19 protein-coding genes and 1 pseudogene are annotated in these 17,142 nt (G+C 70.9%); 11 read left to right on the top strand and 9 right to left on the bottom strand.

Annotation, left to right across the window (positions count from 1 at the left end):
- Window positions 1-150, bottom strand: coding sequence for a hypothetical protein (locus ACFYZL_RS35660; protein WP_388684825.1), 150 nt, complete (start codon window positions 148-150; stop codon window positions 1-3).
- Between the two features lie 765 nt (window positions 151-915).
- On the opposite strand from ACFYZL_RS35660, the gene ACFYZL_RS35665 reads away from it, so the two are divergent.
- Window positions 916-1,407 carry a hypothetical protein gene (locus ACFYZL_RS35665; RefSeq protein WP_384743341.1) on the top strand — a complete coding sequence of 164 codons (492 nt, stop codon included), beginning with the start codon at window positions 916-918 and terminating at the stop codon, window positions 1,405-1,407.
- Window positions 1,408-1,760: 353 nt separating this feature from the next.
- Here ACFYZL_RS35665 and ACFYZL_RS35670 read toward each other — a convergent pair whose 3' ends face one another.
- Together ACFYZL_RS35670 and ACFYZL_RS35675 are read right to left on the bottom strand one after the other, a co-directional pair.
- The gene (locus tag ACFYZL_RS35670) at window positions 1,761-2,255 is read right to left on the bottom strand and encodes a hypothetical protein (RefSeq protein WP_388684828.1); all 495 of its coding nucleotides are present in this window, start codon (window positions 2,253-2,255) and stop codon (window positions 1,761-1,763) included.
- A gap of 173 nt (window positions 2,256-2,428) precedes the next feature.
- Window positions 2,429-3,928, bottom strand: a complete 1,500-nt coding sequence (locus ACFYZL_RS35675) for a cryptochrome/photolyase family protein (protein ID WP_388684830.1) — start codon at window positions 3,926-3,928, stop codon at window positions 2,429-2,431.
- A gap of 222 nt (window positions 3,929-4,150) precedes the next feature.
- Here ACFYZL_RS35675 and ACFYZL_RS35680 point away from each other — a divergent pair, with 222 nt between their 5' ends.
- From ACFYZL_RS35680 to ACFYZL_RS35700, 5 genes are all read left to right on the top strand, one after another.
- The gene (locus ACFYZL_RS35680; protein WP_388684832.1) at window positions 4,151-5,518 is read left to right on the top strand and encodes a rhodanese-like domain-containing protein; all 1,368 of its coding nucleotides are present in this window, start codon (window positions 4,151-4,153) and stop codon (window positions 5,516-5,518) included.
- A gap of 45 nt (window positions 5,519-5,563) precedes the next feature.
- Window positions 5,564-5,923 (top strand): rhodanese-like domain-containing protein, encoded by a 360-nt coding sequence (locus ACFYZL_RS35685; RefSeq protein WP_384743333.1) that lies wholly within the window; start codon window positions 5,564-5,566, stop codon window positions 5,921-5,923.
- Window positions 5,920-6,666, top strand: coding sequence for a sulfite exporter TauE/SafE family protein (locus tag ACFYZL_RS35690; RefSeq protein WP_388684835.1), 747 nt, complete (start codon window positions 5,920-5,922; stop codon window positions 6,664-6,666). Before ACFYZL_RS35685 ends, ACFYZL_RS35690 begins: the two co-directional genes overlap by 4 nt.
- A gap of 105 nt (window positions 6,667-6,771) precedes the next feature.
- Window positions 6,772-7,362 (top strand): rhodanese-like domain-containing protein, encoded by a 591-nt coding sequence (locus ACFYZL_RS35695; protein ID WP_388684837.1) that lies wholly within the window; start codon window positions 6,772-6,774, stop codon window positions 7,360-7,362.
- A gap of 65 nt (window positions 7,363-7,427) precedes the next feature.
- Entirely contained in the window at window positions 7,428-7,694 is a 267-nt protein-coding gene (locus ACFYZL_RS35700) for a metal-sensitive transcriptional regulator (RefSeq protein WP_384587993.1), read from the top strand.
- A 232-nt stretch (window positions 7,695-7,926) separates the two neighbouring features.
- Here ACFYZL_RS35700 and ACFYZL_RS35705 read toward each other — a convergent pair whose 3' ends face one another.
- Window positions 7,927-8,316 carry an Imm7 family immunity protein gene (locus tag ACFYZL_RS35705; protein ID WP_388684840.1) on the bottom strand — a complete coding sequence of 130 codons (390 nt, stop codon included), beginning with the start codon at window positions 8,314-8,316 and terminating at the stop codon, window positions 7,927-7,929.
- Between the two features lie 257 nt (window positions 8,317-8,573).
- Window positions 8,574-9,539, bottom strand: a complete 966-nt coding sequence (locus ACFYZL_RS35710; RefSeq protein ID WP_388684842.1) for an ArsR/SmtB family transcription factor — start codon at window positions 9,537-9,539, stop codon at window positions 8,574-8,576.
- A gap of 84 nt (window positions 9,540-9,623) precedes the next feature.
- On the opposite strand from ACFYZL_RS35710, the gene ACFYZL_RS35715 reads away from it, so the two are divergent.
- Window positions 9,624-10,691 carry an alpha/beta hydrolase family protein gene (locus ACFYZL_RS35715; protein WP_388684844.1) on the top strand — a complete coding sequence of 356 codons (1,068 nt, stop codon included), beginning with the start codon at window positions 9,624-9,626 and terminating at the stop codon, window positions 10,689-10,691.
- A gap of 120 nt (window positions 10,692-10,811) precedes the next feature.
- On the opposite strand, the gene ACFYZL_RS35720 is transcribed toward ACFYZL_RS35715, so the two are convergent.
- Window positions 10,812-11,207, bottom strand: coding sequence for a hypothetical protein (locus tag ACFYZL_RS35720; RefSeq protein ID WP_388684847.1), 396 nt, complete (start codon window positions 11,205-11,207; stop codon window positions 10,812-10,814).
- Between the two features lie 708 nt (window positions 11,208-11,915).
- Window positions 11,916-13,055 (bottom strand): SMI1/KNR4 family protein, encoded by a 1,140-nt coding sequence (locus ACFYZL_RS35725; protein WP_388684849.1) that lies wholly within the window; start codon window positions 13,053-13,055, stop codon window positions 11,916-11,918.
- 173 nt (window positions 13,056-13,228) lie between these two features.
- Between ACFYZL_RS35725 and ACFYZL_RS35730 the strand changes: the two genes are divergently transcribed.
- A complete protein-coding gene (locus ACFYZL_RS35730; protein WP_388684851.1) occupies window positions 13,229-13,450 on the top strand; it encodes a hypothetical protein in 222 nt (73 codons plus the stop codon).
- A 392-nt stretch (window positions 13,451-13,842) separates the two neighbouring features.
- Here ACFYZL_RS35730 and ACFYZL_RS35735 read toward each other — a convergent pair whose 3' ends face one another.
- Window positions 13,843-14,187 carry a hypothetical protein gene (locus ACFYZL_RS35735; protein ID WP_388684853.1) on the bottom strand — a complete coding sequence of 115 codons (345 nt, stop codon included), beginning with the start codon at window positions 14,185-14,187 and terminating at the stop codon, window positions 13,843-13,845.
- A gap of 534 nt (window positions 14,188-14,721) precedes the next feature.
- On the opposite strand from ACFYZL_RS35735, the pseudogene ACFYZL_RS35740 reads away from it, so the two are divergent.
- Window positions 14,722-15,005 (top strand): annotated as a pseudogene (locus ACFYZL_RS35740) (IS5/IS1182 family transposase); the annotation flags it as partial.
- Window positions 15,006-15,020: 15 nt separating this feature from the next.
- Here ACFYZL_RS35740 and ACFYZL_RS35745 read toward each other — a convergent pair.
- Window positions 15,021-15,287: an SUKH-4 family immunity protein gene (locus ACFYZL_RS35745; RefSeq protein WP_384743312.1), complete on the bottom strand. Its 267-nt coding sequence runs from the start codon at window positions 15,285-15,287 to the stop codon at window positions 15,021-15,023.
- Between the two features lie 126 nt (window positions 15,288-15,413).
- Between ACFYZL_RS35745 and ACFYZL_RS35750 the strand changes: the two genes are divergently transcribed.
- Together ACFYZL_RS35750 and ACFYZL_RS35755 are read left to right on the top strand one after the other, a co-directional pair.
- On the top strand, window positions 15,414-15,782 hold the full coding sequence (locus ACFYZL_RS35750; RefSeq protein WP_388684855.1) for a hypothetical protein: 369 nt from the start codon (window positions 15,414-15,416) through the stop codon (window positions 15,780-15,782).
- A 181-nt stretch (window positions 15,783-15,963) separates the two neighbouring features.
- A complete protein-coding gene (locus ACFYZL_RS35755; RefSeq protein WP_388684858.1) occupies window positions 15,964-16,767 on the top strand; it encodes a hypothetical protein in 804 nt (267 codons plus the stop codon).
- Window positions 16,768-17,142 lie beyond the last annotated feature (375 nt).

The raw sequence follows: 17,142 nt of genomic DNA on the forward strand, positions 1-17,142 counted from the left end.
TCAGGTGGCCCGGTCCTGTTCGCTCTTCTGCCTGTTGGAGCGGGCCGTGACCCCGGCCGGGCCGGCGTCGCTGCCGAAGACCGGCACGCGACACCTCCGTGTGCCGGCCCGACCCAGCGGCAGCCGGTCCCGCTCCGGCTCGTCGTCCACCGACCCCGCGCCAGCTTTTGGCCGGTCAGCGGCAGAAGGTTCCGGTGGTGTCGCTCAGCTTGTGGGTGATGGGCTCGGAGACGGGTGCGGGCCAGAGCTGGATGAGGTGCTGCTCCAGGGGGTGCTCGTCGTCGGGTTCCAGTGCCTGTCGTGCCGCGTCGCGGCCGCGGGCGTGGACAAGGATCCGGGTGGGTCGGCCCGTGTAGGCGGACAGGGAGGGGAACGGCGTTTGGTCGTGGGCGTCGATGACGTACGCGTCGCAGGACTGGCCCTGAGCTCGCTTGCGGAAGGCTGGGCAGGCGCTGGTGCGGTTGGCACGTTCGAGTATGGCGTCGGTGATGCGGGGCAGGGGGTGCCGCGGGTCTGGTCACCGTAGTGGCGGGGTCCTGCGTCCATGACACGGCAGATGTTCGCGGCGATGGTGTGGCGGTCGCCATGTGAAGGCCGGGAAATGGGGCCAGGACGGCTGGAGTGACGTCCTCGGCGAGTTGGCTGAGGGCGGTATTGCGAGCCGGGCGGATGGGGATGCCGTGCGCGGAGGGCCGACGGGTGAGCACGGTGGCGGACAGGTGCCGGCCGGGACGGGTGGCGGGGAACAGCGGGAAAGCCGCTCGTCAGGCGTGCCGCACCTTCGTAGGTACCCGCCAGTAGGTTTCCAACAGGGCCTGTTTACAGTTGTCTTGACTGACCGCCAGGCGATGTTCGAAGCCGGGCGGGAGAGCGGCGTGCGGCGGCGTGCCGTCGCGCGCGGGAACGAAGGAAATCATGGGTTCGATACACAAGCGCGTCGGCGCAGTCCTCGGTACGGCCGCCCTGTTCGTCGGCGTGACGCTCACGGCCGGGGCCGTAACCGCCAGCGCGGACGAGACGGGCGACCTCGCGACCGACATCGATGTCTCGCTGTCCACGACCGGGGTTTCGGGCCTCACCGCGATGTCGGCGGACGGGTCCTACACGATCAACATCATCAGCCCCAGGGACGGCCACGAGATGGGCTTCGCCCGTTGGAACGCCGACCCGCAGCCCGCGCCCAACATCCCGGGCGACTCCCTCGTCGCCAAGGACATCAGCCCCGACGGCTGGGCGGTCGAGGCGGAGCTGAGCACGGGTCGCGTGGCTTCCACGCGCGGCCACAAGGCGATCTACATCGCGATCGCTTCCGGAAACCTGCCCGAGGGGCACCCGTACAAGCTGCGTGGGTGCATCGTGAAGGGCAGCGAGCGCAAGTGCACACCTTGGCACGCCGTGCACGCCTGATCGGCTGAAGGGGCCGGGCCGCTCAGCGGCCCGGCCGACACGTGGGTCTCGGGCAGGGGGCGCCGCCGTTCGAGCGCGACCTGCGAGGGCAGACGTGTCAGGGCGCGAAGCCCGCACGTACCTGCCCGAGCGCCTGGAGCCGTTCACAGGCCGGGCCGGTCAACCGGTGCGGGACCGTGTACGCGAACCGCGCACTGCATCTCGGCCACGGGGCCGTGGCGCTGGATCCTCGCGCGGGCGCTGCCGTTTGGGTACCGGAGAGCGGTGATGGGCCCGCCCGCTCACCTCCTCCATGGCCGGAGCGCGCACCGTGCGTGCGATCGCTTTGACGGCAGACCTCGGGACGCAGGCCCTCAGACCCCGGCCGTGCAGAACACGCACGCCTGCCAGAACGGCAGCGCGTCCAGCACCCGGTGGCGCACGCAGGAGGCCACCGCGGCCTCCTGCGGCCCGGGCAGGACGCCCGCGCCGGCCCTCGCGGTCTCGGGGTCGAACTCCTCCACCATTGCTCGGTACGTGCGCAGGTATTGCTCGACCCGTGCCGGCTCGTACGTCAGTTCCTCCCACCGGTGACGGGACAGCGCCAGATCGAGGACGCGCAGCAGAAAGTCCTTCGCCGTGGCTCGCTCCTGCGGCGTGTCCCCCCAATCGAGCTCGGCCAGCCCGAAGCCGACCACCCCACGCCCCATCACGTTCTGGTCCTGGAGCGTCAGCAGGGCGGCGAAGCGGAAGTCCCACGGCTTCTTGGACAGCGCGGACACAGCGAGCATCAGCACGTCCACGAACACCGCCGTGCCACCGTTGGTCATCTCCAGGCACTGGCCGTCACCGCCGCCGAACACGTTCATGTCTCGAGAGTAGAGAAAGCGTGAGGCCACACCCTCTCTCTGCGTGTCTTTTGGCACAGACTCGACGAAACGCCGGCGGCCGCCCCAACGGCACTTCCCAGGGTTTCCGGCATCGCCCCTCCGGCGCGAGGGCACACCGAGAGTCGTCCGACAACCCCCCGTCCTCTGCGACGTCAGGGCGGGTTCGGACCCTGACGTCGGCCGGTGCGCAGCACCTCCTCGATGTCCTGGAGGCGGTCCAGCCCCGATACGGCCTGCGCGGTGCGGGGGTTGGCGGCCAGCCGGGTGCGGTGGCGGTGCACGAAGGACCAGTAGCCGGTCGTGTAGGGGCAGGCCCGGTCCCCCGTGCGGTCGGCGGGCCGGTAGGCGCAGCCCTCGCACAGGTCGCTCATGCGGTGGATGTAGGCCCCCGCGGTGGTGTAGGGCTTGGTGGTCATCATGCCGCCGTCGGCGTACTGGGACATGCCGATGACGTTGGGGAGCATCACCCAGTCGTAGCCGTCGACGAAGCAGCGGTGGAACCAGTCGGTGACGGCACCCGGATCCCAGCCGCGCTGGAGCGCGTAGCTGCCCAGGAGCATGAGCCGGGGGATGTGGTGGGTCCATCCCGTGTCGCGGACCTGCGCGAGCACCGTGGAGAGGCAGCGCGCGGCGACGGCGTCGGCATCGAGCTCGAGGAACCAGTCCGGCAGGGGCGCACGGTGCCGCAGGGCGTTGCGGTGGCGGTAGTCCTCGCCGAAGTACCAGTAGGTGTGCCACACGTACTCGCGCCAGCCTGCGACCTGCCGTACGAAGCCTTCCGCGCTCTGGACGGGCACCTGGCCGGCGCGCCAGGCGTTCTCGGCGGCGGCGACCACTTCCGCCGGGTCGAGCAGTCCCAGGTTGAGGGAGGAGGACAGAAGGCTGTGGCTCATCACGGGGTCGCCGGCGAGCACGGCGTCCTCGTTCGGGCCGAAGCCGGCCAGGCGGTGTTCGACGAACCGGTGCAGTGCGGCCAGTGCCTCGCGGCGCGAGGCGGGGAAGGCGCGAGGCCCGTCGCGGCCGACGAAGCGGATGCCCTCGTCCCGCTCCCACCGGTCCAGATCGGCCCGTACCTCCTCGTCGATGTCGTTCTCACGAGGCCGGTACGGTGCGGGAACGCCGAGGGTGCGCATGCCGCTGGGCGGTGGCTCCCGGTTGTCCCGGTCGTGGTTCCAGCGCCCGCCGGCGGGCCGGTCACCGTCCATGAGGAGGTCGAGTTCGCGGCGCATCCACCGGTAGAAGTCCTCGTGCCTGAGCCGCTCGCGCCCGCCTGCCCAGGACCGGAAGGCCGCCCCGGGCAGCAGGAAGCCGCGCGCGGGCAGCACCCGCACCCCGTCCATCGAGGCGACCAGCCCGTACGCAGCCCGTGACGTGGGGTGGTGGACGGTCACCGGAGCATCGCCGACGACCTGGCGCAGACCCGCCGCGTAGGTCTCGGCGCGCACGTATCGGACACGGTCCCCCAGCTCGGCGGCACGGTGACGCATGGCCGAGAGCACCAAGTGGGCCTTGGCACGGTGGAACCGGCGACGGCGGAACACCGAACGGGCCTCGACCATCACCACCGGTGCGCCTGCGGCCGGGCCCGGCTCGCCCGGAGTCAGGAAGTGAGGACCGAGCTGGTCTCCGAACAGCCAGTGCCACGCAGTCACCGCATCACCTTGCCCTGCTCGACGCACGCCTGCTCCACCTATACAGCCGCTCGATCGCGGTACGCGGTATCGGCGCGGCGTTCGAGCCGCGTGATCCAGGATCCGGGGGGGGTGGGCACGGTGTGCGGTGGTTCACCACGCCGCCGAAAATACCCCCGGGGGTACCCGTGCTAGGCTCGAAAATATACCCCCGGGGGTAATCGTTCAGCCGAAAGGAGCACCATGTTCTTCATCGACACCATCGACACCGCAGGCCTGGGAAACCGCAGCTACCTGGCGGGCGGCGCGGCCACCGCGGTGGTGGTGGACCCGCCCCGAGACATCGACCGGGTCCTGGCGGCGGCCGCCGCGCGAGGTGTGCGCGTCTCCCACGTGGTGGAGACGCACGTCCACAACGACTACGTCACCGGCGGTCCGGAGCTGGCCCGCATCACGGGCGCCGCCTACCTCGTGCCGGCAGCGGCGCGCGTCGCCTTCGCCCGCACTCCGGTCACCGACGGCGACGTCGTGAACGTGGACGACGGGGTGACCCTGCGGGCCATGGCCACCCCCGGACACACCCCGCACCACACCTCCTATGTCCTGGAGGACCGGGGCGAGGTGGTTGCCGTCTTCACCGGCGGGTCGCTGCTGATCGGCTCGGTCGGCCGCCCCGACCTGGTCGAGCCGAGGCCGACCGAACGCCTCGCACGCGCCCAGCACGCGTCCGTGCGTCGACTGGCCGCCGAGCTCCCGGACGAGACGCCGGTGCTGCCCACCCACGGGTTCGGGAGCTTCTGCTCCTCCTCGCGGTCCGAGGGCGGCGCCAGCACCATCGGCAAGGAGAAAGCGGGCAACGACGCCCTGGTCAAGGACGTGGACTCCTTCGTCACCGCTCTGCTGGCCGGCCTGGAGGACGTACCCGCGTACTACGCCCACATGGGCCCGGCCAACGCCGAAGGCCCCGCTCCGGTCGACCTGACCGCACCCCGGACGGCCGACGCCGCCGACATCGCCGAGCGCCTGGCCGCCGGGGAGTGGGTGGTGGACCTGCGCAACCGGATCGCCTTCGCCGAGGGCCACGTCGCCGGCTCGTTCAACTTCGAGGCGGACGGACAGCTCGCCACCTACCTTGCCTGGCTGATCCCCTGGGGCAAGCCCGTGACCCTCCTCGCCGAATCCCCCGAGCAACTCGCCACCGCCCAGCGCGAACTGGCCCGCGTCGGCATCGACCGCCCGGCCGCCGCCGCGACCGGCACCGTCCAGGACTGGCTGCCCGACGGCCACGCCCCGCGGTCCTTCCCCCGCGCCACCTTCGCCGACCTCGCGGCCCAGCACCCCGGCCCGGACGTGGTCCTCGACGTACGCCGGGACTCCGAACGCGCCACGGGCTGGATCGCAGGCTCCGTGCACATTCCCATCCACCACCTGCACCGCCGCCTGGCCGACGTACCCGCCGGACGGGTGTGGGTGCACTGCGCGGGGGGCATGAGGGCGGCCATCGCCGCCTCCCTGCTGGACGCCGCAGGCCGCGACGTCGTCGCCGTGGACGCCTCCTTCGACACCGCGACCGACGCCGGGCTGCCCGTCACCACCGGCGCCGACGCCTGACCACAGCGCTCCCCCACCGCCACCCGAGAACCGGAAGGAAATCGGATGTCCCTCTTCCGTCGCGGCACCGCCCGCCTCACCCCGGGCCAGGCCCGCGTCCGCACCGCCGACGGCGACGCCGTCCTCCTGGACGTGCGCGAGCAGGCCGAGTGGAACGCCGGCCACGCCCCCGGGGCCGTACACCTGCCGCTCTCCCGACTGTCCGGCGGCGCCGGACTACCCGCCTCGGCGCAGGGCCGGCCGCTGGTGGTGATCTGCCGCTCCGGACACCGCTCCCAGCAGGCCGTCCGACTCCTGGCCGGGCACGGACCGGAAGCCGTCGACGTCAAGGGCGGTATGAGCGCCTGGGCGGCGGCCGGACTGCCCGTCGTCGACGCACGAGGAAGCAGCGGCCGAATAGCGTGAGCACCCTTCTCCTGGCCCTCGTCGCCGGCGGCGTCATCGGTCTGGCCCTCGGGGCGCTCGGGGGCGGCGGCAGCGTCCTGACCGTACCCGCCCTGATCTACCTCCTCGGCTTCACCCCCGCCGCCGCCACCACCGCGTCGCTGATCATCGTCACCGCGACCTCCGCGACCGCCCTCTACGCCCACGCCGCCTCGGGAAACGTCCGCTGGAAGACCGGCGCGCTGTTCGCGGCAGCGGGCATCCTGCCGGCGATCGCCGCGGGCACACTGGCCACTCGCCTGCCCGCCGCGGTGCTCACCGCCGCATTCGCCGTGATCGCAGCCTTCGCGGCCCTCAGGATGCTCATGCCCTCCGACCCCGACCGGCCGCGCGCCCCCGCCGGCCCCGCACGTTCCGCAGGTGTCGGCGCCGGACTCGGCGCGGTCACCGGGTTCCTCGGCGTCGGTGGAGGCTTCCTCGCGGTGCCCGCCCTCGTCTCCGCCGTCGGGCTGCGCATGCGCGTCGCGGTCGGCACCAGCCTGCTGGTCATCACCGTCAACTCGCTGGCCGCGCTCGCCGCCCGTGCCGGCACCCACACACCCCTGCACTGGGCGGTCATCGCCCCCTTCACCGGAGCCGCGATCCTCGGTGCCTGGGACGGCAAACGCCTCTCCGCCAAGATCTCCGGCTCCACCCTCCAGCGGATCTTCGCGCTCGCGCTCCTGGGCGTCGCCGCCCTCATGCTCGTCGACGCCCTCAGATGACCGACCCTCCCACGACCAACAACCCGCAACGGCGCCCCACAGGCAGTCGATCACGACGTGTCCACAACCGGGCCCCGCGAGAGAAGAAGGACGGAACGCCGCATCATGAACACCCCCCACACCCCCCACACCCCCCGAGCGCTCGACACCGCCCAGGCCCGCACCCGTCTGCACGAACTGGTCATCCTGGACGTCCGGACCCCCGGCGAGTACGCCACCGGGCACCTCCCCGGTGCCCTCAACATCCCCCTCGACCACCTCCACGAGGCACTCCCCGACATCCGCCACGCCGCCCGGCACGCCGACCTCCTGGTCGTCTGCGCCTCTGGTGCGCGCTCCGAGAACGCCTGCCGCACCCTCGCCGCCGAGGGCATCACCACCGCCACCCTCACCGGCGGCACGGCAGCCTGGGCAGCCGACGGCCACGCCCTCCACCACCCCGGGCGCACCCGGCACAGTGCCTGGGACATGGAGCGCCAGGTCCGCCTGACAGCCGGTGCCGTCGTGCTGACCGGCCTCACGCTGGGCCGGCTGCGCCCCGTCTTCCGCCTCGCCTCCGCGGGCATCGCCGGCGGCCTGGTCTACTCCGCCCTCACCAACACGTGCGGCATGGCCGCACTCCTCGCCAAACTCCCCCACAACCGCCCTCACCAGGGCGACCTCGAGGAAACCCTCGCCGCCCTCCGGGCAGCCTGACCAACAAGGCCCGATACCCCCTGGGGTACCCTGGTAGGCGAGTACTCAGGACCAGGAGGCAACCGGTGAAAGTCGACGACGACGCAGTCAGCTCAGTCCTCAACCGACTGCGCCGCGCACAAGGACAGCTCGCCGGCGTCATCGCCATGATCGAAGCCGGCCGCGACTGCAAAGACATCGTCACCCAGCTCGCCGCCGTCTCCAAGGCTCTGGACCGCGCCGGCTTCAAGATCGTCGCCAGCGGTATGCGCCAGTGCATGACGGAAGCCGACCCGAACCAGGCCCCGATGACCGAGGCGGAGCTCGAGAAGCTCTTCCTCGCCCTCGCCTGACGCACCAAACCGGGACGGCACGGCCGGGAGGCCCCTCGTGGGAGGCCTGCCGGTCCGAACACGTCGGATGACCAACCGTTGTCCGACGTGATTGTCCGACGTGATCCTTTCGGTGTGGGGCGCCCGGAAGGGGGCCTGGCCACGTGGCGACGCGGAGGCGGAGTGCTCAGCGAGCCCCTGGCAGGCGGCAGGCCGGGGAATCCTCGTTGGGCGGGTGACGGGCGGGACCGGATCAGGGAAGGGGTCTTCGAGCATCGGGATGCACGGGGACAGCAGCGCCTCCGTGTGCTCGGTGACCGTGCCCCGAGCGAGTCTCAGTGCGTACCTCGTTCTCATGGTCTGGGTCCTCGTCGTCGCGCATGTGCAGAAGGCCGTAGGAGCCGGGAGCGACCTTCGCGACATGCTCGAGCAGACCGACGACATCGAGCGACGAGCGGTGATTGGAATGGCCCCCCAGGTGGATGAACGGCTCGCCGTTCATCCACCTGGGATCAAGGAGGTAGGGACTGGCCATCCGGGCGATGCGAAGCCGAAGCTCCTCCACGACCTGGCGCAGTCGGACGTCATCGTCGTCATCAACTGCCGTCTCCCTGACGGTGATCCACCCGTGATATTCGAACACATCGCGATTCCAGTGAGGTCAGCTGGGCCTCGACAGCCCCGTCCACGGCATGATCCGCCGGCCACGGCCTGACCTTGCTGCGTCGCGGCTACCGCGACCTCAAAGCCCGCACCGGCGAGCGCATACTCAAACCGACCTGACAGCTGAACGCATCCTGGCCCTGACCGCAGCCATCTGGCACAACCGGGCCAACCGATCACTCCTGCCCAGGTCATTCATCGCCTACGACCCCTGCCCAGGACTTCGGACTTACTCACCTAGGGCGGCCAAGCGCCCACCACCAACGTGCCGAGGGCCGTGCGCCGGTGGGTGACCGAGCGGCCCGCGCGAGCCGTCGTCGCCATGCCCACCGATCTCAGCGCGGCCGCGTGGGACGAAGCCGTCGCGTTGCTGACGTGGAGGGCGCGGGCCAGGGACGTCGTGGTGTGAGGTTCGGCCAGGAGGCGCAGAGCCTCCAGCCGTGTGCGGCCCAAAACGGCGGCAAGGGCCTCGGCGGAGACGACCGGGCCTCCCTCGGTGGGGGGAAGCCCGGGACCGGCCGGGTACGTGAGGACCGCGGGATGGCCCGGCGTGTCCTGGAGAAGTGGTCCCGCCGGGTGGTGGAAGGTGGGCAGCAGAACCAGGCCACGCCCGTCGAGGCGGACGTCGCGGACCGGCGCCGGGCCGGGCCATTCCCACACGCCCCCGTGGAGCCGACTGCCCGGGGCAAGCCCGGTCAACGTGGCGGCGACGCCGTGCTCGGCGGCGGTCAGGGCGTAGCGGGTGAACTCCCCACGGTGGAGATCCTGGACGACGGACCACACCGGGGCGATGACGGCCTCGTACGTGGCCCGCTGGGCACGGTGCATGGTATGCCAGGCCTTCTCGTCGCCCGCGTGCAGGCCGCGGATCCAGCGAGGGGCGGGCACCGCCCCGTAGACCCGCTCCAGCTCGGATCGTACGAGAACGGGGTTCGTGGCGCGGATCTGTTCGACGCCCTCGGCGACGCTGTCGCCGAGGGCGTCGAGGAAGGAAGGCGGACGGCCCGCGGGAACCAGGTCGGCGAGCGGGCTGCTTGCCGCCGGGAGGGAGCGCAGGATACGGCCACGCCACGAAGCGAACAGGGGCCCGCCACTCTGGGTCAGGGCCGTGGTCAGGGCGGCGTGCAGCTCTTGGAGCGGCGCCGGGCGGGCGGCGAACCGGACACGTGCGAAGTCCTCCGCGGTGAAGTGGACTCGCAGCACTCTCACAACTCCTCGTCCTGGGCCGGCCTTTCGGCCAGGGCCTGAACCTTCGCGTCGTGACGGCCCCGCGCCAAGGATGTTCGTATGACTTCGCGACGCATTCTTCTGAAGGGCACCCTATTCGGGAGCGCCGCCGCCCTGCTGCCCACGGCTGCATCCGCCGGCGGTGCGGTCTTCCGACTGCCCGCGCCCGCCGGCCCGTACCCGGTGGGCATGCTGACGGTCCATCTGACGGACCCGTCCCGGACCGATCCATGGGTGGGCGGTGTACGGGAGTTGATGCTGACCGTCCTGTACCCGGCCCGATCGGTGGACGGCTTCGTCCGGGCCCCGCAGCTCACTGCGGCCGAGGCACGGGAGTTCGCCGGCCTCGCGCCCCACATCCATCCCGGACTGCCGCAGCCGGGCGTAGTGGACTGGGGCGCGGTCCTCACCCACGGGCACGTGGGCGCGCCGCCGCTTCCCGGGCGGCGGCCGGTGCTGGTGTACTCGCCCGGCGGCGGTGACTCGCGCACGCTCGGCACAACCCTCGCCGAGGATCTGGCGAGCCACGGTCTCGTGGTCGTGCTCGTCGATCATCCCGGTGACGCTTCCCAGGTGGAGCTGCCGACCGGGATGCGGACGACCGTCCTGTTCGGGCCACCGGACCCGGCGACCTTCCGCACGATGGTGGACACCCGGATCGCGGACCTCCGGCTGGTTCTGGACCGACTCGGCAGCCTGCCGCTCGCCCAGGTCATGGACTCCCGCCGGATCGGCTTGTACGGGCACTCGGCAGGCGGCACGGCAGCGGTGTACGCGGCCCGTGACGACCGCCGTGTCGGTGCGGTGGCGAACCTGGAGGGCTACCTCGACCTGTACCCGTCGCAGGCCGGCTGCGACCAGCCGCTGCTGCTGTTCCGCACCGACGGATTCGACGGCGCCGCTCGGATCGAGTCGTCCTGGGCGGGCCTTCGCGGCCGTCGCGCGCTGCTCCCCGACGCGAATCACTGGGCGTTCACCGACTACGGCTCACTCGTCCCTCGGCTCCAGACTGCCGGCCGCGTGACAGCGGCGACGCGGACCGCGCTCGTCGGCACCGGCGACCCCGCGGTGACCCTCGCCGAGGTACGGCGCCGACTGGGGACCTTCTTCGCCCGCCATCTGTCATGACGGGACGCCGAGGCGACGGCCGGCGGCCCGCTCCGGCCCACAGGCATCGGTCACCCGCGCCTCCCCAGGTTGTCTGCCCGGTCCAAGGACCAGAGCCAGGGCCTGGGCGCGGACACCGTGTCAGGCAGATGCCATGCGGGCCAGAAGCGCGTGGACTTCGCCGACTCGGGAGTGCTCCGGATGCAGGTACCGCTCGCAGGCGGACAGCGCCCGCCGGGCCTCTGTCTCCGCCTCGCCGGCGCGGCCCAGGGCGTGCAGGGCCACGGCCCTGGCGAGCTCCAGCTCCCCGCTGTCGGAAGGAGGAGGCTCGGGGAAGGTCCTGCGGGACTCTGCCAGAGCTTCCTCATGGCGCCCCTGCCCGGACAGGCTGCGGATCAGCAGCCGGTGCAAACGGGTCGCCAGTTGCTTCTCGGCCCGCGGCAGATTCCCGCGGGCGATCGTTTCCGCCTCCTCGTACTCGTCCTGCGCGCACAGCGCGTCCCCCAGGCATTGCAGGGCGCACAGTTCGAGTTGCACACCTCGGTCAGATGCTTGATCCGAGTCAACGCCCTTAGGACGAGCAGGGACTGGACCTCCGCCTCAGCGGGCCGTCCTTCATCGATCAGCACCCAGGCGCGGTTCAGTCGGGCGGACAGCAGCAGGTACCGGTTCGCGCCGTCCAGCTGCTCCAGGTCTTCGATCAGGGCTTCCTGTTCGGCCGGCACTGCTGCTCCTCGCCCGTGAGCCATCGCCGCCATGGTGGCGAAGTACGTGGCTTGCCAGAGGGTCATGGGCCGCCGGTCCCGCCCCCATTTGCCCCGGCGAGCCGCGATGACAGCCCGCGCCCGCGCCTCGGCCTCTTCGTACCGGCCTTCGCGCACCAGGTGATGGGCGTCGTCGAAAGCTGCTTCGTGCCAGGGCGCCGCAGCCCCCCTCGCCCATGCCTTCCAGGCGGCCGCACTCAACACTCGTCCTCGGGATGTCACGCCCGGGAGACTACGCGCCCGTCGAAACCGGTCGTTGCCGGGTGGCCGCACCTTGCGGCGACGGCCCGGAAGCGGAGCCGTTGCCGCTGAGCGAGAACGTGCGAGGAGCGGGCTCGCACCACTCTGCCGAGACGTCCGGCCCGGCCCCAAGCGGCCGCCACGACGGCCCGACGTCCGGCGAGGTGGACGGCGGCGGCCTTGCCGTAGCGATCGGTCAGGCCACAACCGGAGCGCTCGGGTGGAACCGGAGCCCCTGGGGTCAGCCCTGGCCTTGGGTGTATTGAGCCGCATACCAGCTGGAGTCGATGGCGGGATTTCGCAGGTTCCCCCAGAAGCGATCATCAGGTATCGGTGGCAGTGGCGGATTACCCAGGTCCTCGTGCAGATCCGTACGCCAGTCGACAGTGAGGTGGGCGCGGATGCTCACGCTCTCGCACACGGACCTGTAGGGCGATCCCCAGATCCCGTGCACCATCTTCTCCGCGGCCCACCTGCGACGATCGTCCCGGTGCGCGTTGGCCTGCACGATCACCTTGCGCAGTCGCAGGGCCAGCGGATTGGCCTGATCCGGGCGGGGTGGGGCGTCGCCCCGGTCCAGCGCGTCCAGGGCGGCGCTGACCTCCGGGTACTTGCTCAGGCCCGCTTCCACGGCCACTCTGCGCAGCTGCTTCCGCGCGGCCTCGGCCACCTGCTCACGAGGCAGGACCGCGAGCAGCGCACCGAGTTCCTCAAGCCCGTGGATAAGGCCGACATGCAGGACATCGGCGGGGCTGCAGGACAGATCCAGCTCCGGCAGCTGCTCGTCCCGTCGGGGAAGGGGATCGGCGGCGCTGCCCCAGTCCGGTCCGGGCGGCCCGGCCCATTCCCACAGCAGCCGGCCGTTGAACGTGACGGCACCCCCGTCTCGGCCGCTTTCAAGCTGGTCGCCCAGTTCTGCCAGATACGCGCCCAGCGAGTCGGCCCGCCCGAAGTCGGTGCCGGTCTCATCGAAGAAACGTCCGATCGCACCGTAGGAGTCCTGCCCCCGGCGGCAGTCGATCGTGAGACCGTCGGCCGTCACCCCGTAGGAACCGAACTTCAGGTAGGCGTCGATCCAGTAGTGCTCGGCCTCCTCCTCGTCCAGGTCCTCGGCGATGTCGCGCATCCACTGCGTGTCCCCGACGATCTCGCTCAACGAGAGCAGCCGGTCGTGCGTGCTGAAGCGGAAGGCTTCCGCGCCATCGCGGGCCCCGTTGTGCCGGAGCAGTGACGCGACCAGATCGGGAGGGAAGGTAACTCCCAGCTCCTCCTCCGCTGCAGCTATCTCCTCACGTCGCGCGGGCGGCCCGAGCGTGGCGAAGGTGCGGGGCGCGTTCTCGCGCAGCCACTCGTCGATGCGGTCCCACGAGTCCTGGACCAAGTCTTTTCTCATGAGCTGAGCCTAGGGACGGGCACTGACAGCTTGATCGTCGACCACCGGCCACGGGGAAGCGGCCGTCGGCTGCCCGTTGGCCTTCGTACTGCTCGTGACTCGCGTGACGATCAGCGGTGCCGCTCGCCGGTGACCACAACTTGTACGTGGTGTACCGCGCCTTGGAGGAGGATGAAGGCATCGACTACCTCGTGCACCACCCTGGCTGGGACGCGGCCGAGACCCTGGCACAAGACGACGGGCACTTCATGGGCCCGGGCCTGTCCTGGGCCGACCTGACCGCCATAGCCGACAACGGCCTGCCCGGCGGCAGCACCACCAATCCCCCACTCCCGACTGCTGCTCCTGCTACCGGCATTAGGCGACGACGCCGTACCGGCTGACACCGTCGAGCGCCTGACCGCGGCACTGCGCGCCCGCACCCGCATCGAGGAGCCCGAGCGGCTTGCCGCGACGCTCCTTGAGCACCAAGGGCAGTGCGGGCCGGCACGCTGGACCACAGCCGAGGGCGGCTACCCGATCAACGACGGTGGCTACTCCTACCGCAACCCCGCCAACCGCTTCGCCTGGTCGACCACCCGCCTCGCCCAGATCGCCACCGCACTGACCCCTGACAGCACGGAGGCCGCCCCGGGCTGATTGAAGCTCAGCAGCTTCGGTTCCGCCAACGGTCCGGTCGTGAAGGCCGGAACCGAGCCCTGTGCGTGCCCGAACCCTCGCGAAGACGCCCCCCCCGGTTGGGCGCCCCGCACGGACGATGCGCGATCGCGCCGGGTCACCTGCCGAACATGAAGGAGCGGGCGGGGACGAACATCTCGTGGCCCGTGGTGAAGCGGACGCGGACTCCGTCCTGCGTCCATGTCGTGGACTCGATGCCCTTCTCCGCCACGGCGGTGTCGACGTCCAGCCAGTGTCCGTAGGCGGCACCGGTATATCGGCCGGCCACGATCCGGTAGGTGTCCCGCCCGGACGGGGTGTGTCGGTGGACCAGTTCGAGGTAGTGCTGTGCCTCGTCGGCGTAGACCACCGAGGAGGGCGCGGCGCTGCGGTACGTCACCTCGGTCCGGGGCCACCACACCACGGTCAGGAACACGGCGGTGAGCAGAACACCCGCCACCACGCCCAACAGGACCAGGACGACCCCGGCCGGCCGGCGGTTCCGGCTCCTGCGCTCGTCGGTGAACGTGTCGATGATGCCCTCCAGGCCGTCGTCGCTCCGCGAAGGAGGACGCGAATCCGGTCCGACCGGTTGTGCCAGCCCACGGGTCGGCCCCCTCCGCTCGCTGCGATGGGCGAGGCCCCAACAGAGCCTGGTCGCGATCCACTCGACGCCGCTTGACGCCTCACCGGCACAGCGCGTCCGCGGATGGCGGCAGCCGCTGCGCCGGGTCCTGGTCTGCCTTGGTCCGATGCGAACGTGCCGTGACCCCGACCGGCCGGCGTCGCTGCAGTGGGCCGGCACGCGACACGCCGGGCGCCGGCCCGCCCCGGCAGCAGCCGGTCCCGCTCGGGCTGGTCGACCACCGACCCCTGCCGGCTTCGGCCTGTCAGCGGTAGGAGGTTCCGGTCGGGTCCCGGTGCCTCCCGGGGCGCATCGCGGCCGCGGGCGGGGACACGGACCGGGTGGGTCGGCCGGTGCAGGCGGACAGGGAGGGAAACAGCGTTCGGTCGCGCAAACCACCGGTACCTGCGGCGGCGGCAGATCAAGCACACGATCCCTGAACCCGGGAACCAGTGAGCCAATCGCCGACGACGGGACAGCAAGCGCGCCGGCCCACCCGCTTCGACACAACGGTCCACCAGCGCCGCAACGAGGTCGAGCGCACCAGCAACCGGCTCAACACATTCCACGCGGTAGCCGGCTGCTACGGCCAGAGGGCCTACGTCTTCCACGGGACGGTCACGGTCGCGGCGATCCGGCTCTGGATCCGCCCGTGACCGCCACATCCTCGCCTATTGGTCTTCCGGGACCAGGACGCCGAGCTCGACCTCCTCGAAAACGCGCGACCACCAGGATTCCTCGTCCTCGAACACCGTCGGATCGCACTGCCTGGCCCGTTCGATCACGTCTTCGACGTAGTCCTCGTAGTCGTCGTCCGCGTCGCTCCTTCCGGAGCGCGTGAACGCTTCCCATACCTCCAGGACGTTCTGCAGACCAGCAACCGAAGAGTTGGCCAGCCCGTACTGCTGGTCTCCATCGCTGTCATGGCCGCGGACCATCCAGACTTCGCCACTGTCGATCAGCAGCCAGTACGTGTTGACGCCGCCTCGAACGCGCCGAGGAATACCGCGCGACCCGACGGAAGATCGCGGACCTCCAGCTCCCGACCCGCGTCCCGCACGAACATGCGGTTGCAGTCGGCCGGCAAGCCCTGTTCGCCCAGCCCGGACAACGCCTCGCTACCCACACCCAGGCGCGCGAGAGAACTCGCGTCATACGACAGCCACTGCGCGCTCGACAACCCGCACCCCCCTTCTCGATCCGTCCCGCCGATCCTCATTCACCAGCGCCACGGACATGAGCTGCCCCTGACCGAGCGCCTCGCTGAACTCGACGACGAGTACGACATCCTCGAATACGGCGACAGAACCGTGGACCAGGTCAATGCCGAGGTCACCGCCGAAGCCCGCCGCATCGCAGCCCACCCCACGGTTCCCCGAGCCCACGGATTCGCCCAGCTGGTGCACACGGACCGACCCGCGAGTTCCCGCTGAACAGACTTCGGTCGTCCAGGACGCTCTCGCGATTGCCCAGGGCGAGGGTCAGTGCTGCCAGGGCATTCGCATCGGCCGCTTCTGAACTTGAACGGGCGATGTCGGCGTCCTTCCCCTGGATGGGGTCGCGCCATCGAACGGGGCTTTTGGAGGAGATCCACCGCATGGTAGGGATGGCGACGTGATCACGAAGCCGCCGTCCTTGGCCGCCATGCTCCACCGTCTGCCCGCCCCCGGATACCGGGGACCGCTGCTTCTGGCCGTGTTGCTGGCCGTCGTCGCGGCGCCGGACGGTTTTTTCCGCGAGCGCGTGGTGTTGGGCACGGTGCTCACCGGCCTGTTCGCGGCGGTGCCGCTCATGGCGATGCTCGCATGGGGCCTGGTGAGGCTGGCCGTGTCGCCCGCTGCGCGAAGCCGCATACGGCGGATCCGCCGCCCGGGCAACAGCGTGCTGCTGGGCTGCTTGCTGGCGTCGGTAGCCATCGCGCTGGGCTACAGCGTGCCCGGCGAGGACCTCGGAATGCTGGCAATGGGCGTGGTGGTGCTCGGCCTGTTGCCGTTCGCCTGGTTCGCCTGGCAGATGGCAAGTACCGCGGAGCCGACCGAGGAGGCCGGAACGGGGTGGCTGCGCGGCCTCTGGCGCTGGACAGCAGCCCCACTGCTGGTCGGCACCACGGTGCTGCTGATCAACCACGGCCTTCCCCTCGACGCGCGATTCGCGATCGCCCGGCCCGTACTCACCTCCTATGCCGAGCAGGCCCTCGCCACGGGCTCGGTGAACCCCCACCAGACCTGGATCGGCAGCTACCCGGTTCGAGACGCCGAACTGGCGGACGGCGGGCTGAAGTTCTCCATCGGAGGTTCCGGCCTTTTCGCCCGCCACGGCTACGCCTACTTCCCGCCGAACGGCCCGACGCAGCACAGCGGCGAGTACGTCCATGTCAGTGGCCCCTGGTACAGCTGGTCAGGTCCCGATCACTTCTGAGCACACTTGGTCACAGCGGCGGGTCACCCGCAGGTGTTGAACTTGGTGGGGCGATGTGGGACAGCCGTCCATGATCAGGCGAGTGCAGGCAAGACAGCCGTCGATGAGGTGCGGGCGGTACTGGATCTGCTTGAGCTTGTAGGTCCACGGCGGCCAGGTTGCCAATGTCGCGCTCCGCACTCAGGCTGACCTGACAAACCCGGACGCGAGAACGGCGCGGGGGGCCCCCCCCCGGGGGGGGGGCCCCCCCCCCCGGGCCCCCCCCACCCCCCCCCCCCCCCCCCCCCCCCCCCCCACCAAAAAAACAAAAAAAAAAAAACCCCCCCACCCCACCCCCCCCCCCCCCACCACCCCCCCCACCCCAAACCACAACCC

This window comes from Streptomyces sp. NPDC001717 (assembly GCF_042892775.1).
In the GTDB taxonomy this organism is placed as follows: Bacteria; Actinomycetota; Actinomycetes; order Streptomycetales; family Streptomycetaceae; genus Streptomyces.

Bases quoted from the DNA above. Each gene is read 5' to 3' on its own strand.
- ACFYZL_RS35665 (WP_384743341.1), top strand. From the start codon at position 916: ATGGGTTCGATACACAAGCGCGTCGGCGCAGTCCTCGGTACGGCCGCC.
- ACFYZL_RS35670 (WP_388684828.1), bottom strand. From the start codon at position 2,255: ATGAACGTGTTCGGCGGCGGTGACGGCCAGTGCCTGGAGATGACCAAC.
- ACFYZL_RS35680 (WP_388684832.1), top strand. From the start codon at position 4,151: ATGTTCTTCATCGACACCATCGACACCGCAGGCCTGGGAAACCGCAGC.
- ACFYZL_RS35685 (WP_384743333.1), top strand. From the start codon at position 5,564: ATGTCCCTCTTCCGTCGCGGCACCGCCCGCCTCACCCCGGGCCAGGCC.
- ACFYZL_RS35695 (WP_388684837.1), top strand. From the start codon at position 6,772: ATGAACACCCCCCACACCCCCCACACCCCCCGAGCGCTCGACACCGCC.
- ACFYZL_RS35715 (WP_388684844.1), top strand. From the start codon at position 9,624: ATGACTTCGCGACGCATTCTTCTGAAGGGCACCCTATTCGGGAGCGCC.
- ACFYZL_RS35745 (WP_384743312.1), bottom strand. From the start codon at position 15,287: ATGGTCCGCGGCCATGACAGCGATGGAGACCAGCAGTACGGGCTGGCC.
- ACFYZL_RS35750 (WP_388684855.1), top strand. From the start codon at position 15,414: ATGCGGTTGCAGTCGGCCGGCAAGCCCTGTTCGCCCAGCCCGGACAAC.